Consider the following 1,091-nt stretch of genomic DNA (forward strand, 5'->3'; position numbering starts at 1 on the left):
CCTCGATATTCAGCGTGGTGGCATTGGGCGAGAAGATAAAACCGGGTTGGCCTTCGAGTAGCGTGGCCCACGCATCGCCGTGCGCATCAACGCTACCCGCCACAATAAACGGCAGCTGCGCATAGAAGTCTCGATGTTGATCGGGCATGTGATCGCGGATCACGCGCTGGCCGACTTCCGCCATACGTTCCGCCACGCCCGCCTGTTGCTGCAGCGCGATTTCACCCTGATGCCAAACCGGCAGTTTCTTGCTCATGATAGTGGACTCAGGCGATGCTGCGCAGGCCAGCCGCAGTTTGCGGGAAGGGCACAAAGCCTGGCAGCGCTTCGATGCGACGCAGCAGTGCGTTCACAGCCGGATAGCCAGAGAGATCGACATTGCCTTCTGGCGCACCGACGATATAGCTGTACTGCGCGATGTCGGCGATTGTCGGGCCATCGCCGACCAGCCATTCACGGCCTTCGAGATGCTGCTCGATGCGTGACAGCACCAGATGTGCGCGGCCAATCACCTCTTCGGGATTGAACGGGCGGCCAAACACGGTAATCAAACGCGCCGCTGCCGGACCAAAGGCGATATCTCCGGCAGCAACGGTTAGCCAGCGCTGCACTGCCGCCGCGCCAGCGGCATCTTCCGGCAGCCATTCGCTGCGACCGCTTTTCTTAGCCAGATAGACCAGAATGGCATTGGAGTCGGCAATAAACACGCCGTCATCTTCCAGCACCGGCACCTGACCAAACGGATTCATGGCGAGAAATTCCGGCGTTTTGTTTTCGCCAGATTTGAGATCGACATCGATAACCTCATGCGGCAAATCTAGCAGCGACAGGAACAGACGTGCGCGGTGAGCATGACCAGAAAGCGGGAAGTGATAGAGTTTCATGTTGCGGTTCCTCAGGTGTTGCTCGGGATGATCCCCGGCGATAACTAAGGTTCGCACAGACATTTCAGCGGCAGAATAGCCTGATCAGCGAAGTCATTGTTGCGAAAAATGGAAGAATCAGAGGCGGACTACTTTTTGGCTTCAACGCCAGGCGTAGCGGAGCGAATCAAATACTGTTCGGTCACGTCAGGCAAATGCGTCAAGGTC

1 protein-coding gene and 1 pseudogene are annotated in these 1,091 nt (G+C 57.4%); both read right to left on the reverse strand.

Annotation, left to right across the window (positions count from 1 at the left end):
* Positions 1-256, reverse strand: a pseudogene (locus RTY00_RS11480) (FAD-binding oxidoreductase); the annotation flags it as partial.
* Between the two features lie 10 nt (positions 257-266).
* Positions 267-884 carry a glutathione S-transferase gene (locus RTY00_RS11485; protein WP_312664521.1) on the reverse strand — a complete coding sequence of 206 codons (618 nt, stop codon included), beginning with the start codon at positions 882-884 and terminating at the stop codon, positions 267-269.
* Positions 885-1,091 lie beyond the last annotated feature (207 nt).

Origin of the sequence: Pantoea sp. CTOTU49201 (assembly GCF_032054795.1) — a bacterium.
Classification (GTDB): Bacteria; Pseudomonadota; Gammaproteobacteria; order Enterobacterales; family Enterobacteriaceae; genus Pantoea; species Pantoea symbiotica.